The organism is Salmonella sp. SAL04213, assembly GCF_046550535.1.
Classification (GTDB): domain Bacteria; phylum Pseudomonadota; class Gammaproteobacteria; order Enterobacterales; family Enterobacteriaceae; genus Salmonella; species Salmonella enterica.
Genome location: NZ_JBGDXS010000027.1, coordinates 1 through 561 on the forward strand (window position 1 = coordinate 1; position 561 = coordinate 561).

Sequence of the window (561 nt, forward strand, 5' to 3'; positions counted from 1 at the left end):
AGAAACATCTTCGGGTTGTGAGGTTAAGCGACTAAGCGTACACGGTGGATGCCCTGGCAGTCAGAGGCGATGAAGGGCGTGCTAATCTGCGATAAGCGCCGGTAAGGTGATATGAACCGTTATAACCGGCGATACCCGAATGGGGAAACCCAGTGTGACTCGTCACACTATCATTAACTGAATCCATAGGTTAATGAGGCGAACCGGGGGAACTGAAACATCTAAGTACCCCGAGGAAAAGAAATCAACCGAGATTCCCCCAGTAGCGGCGAGCGAACGGGGAGGAGCCCAGAGCCTGAATCAGCATGTGTGTTAGTGGAAGCGTCTGGAAAGGCGCGCGATACAGGGTGACAGCCCCGTACACAAAAGCGCATGTGCTGTGAGCTCGATGAGTAGGGCGGGACACGTGGTATCCTGTCTGAATATGGGGGGACCATCCTCCAAGGCTAAATACTCCTGACTGACCGATAGTGAACCAGTACCGTGAGGGAAAGGCGAAAAGAACCCCGGCGAGGGGAGTGAAAAAGAACCTGAAACCGTGTACGTACAAGCAGTGGGAGC

The 561-nt window shown here is 53.7% G+C and carries 1 rRNA gene; it reads left to right on the forward strand.

Annotated features, from left to right (window positions below):
* Positions 1-21 precede the first annotated feature (21 nt).
* Positions 22-561: ribosomal RNA gene (locus tag ACLJPQ_RS22445) — 23S ribosomal RNA — on the forward strand; the annotation flags it as partial.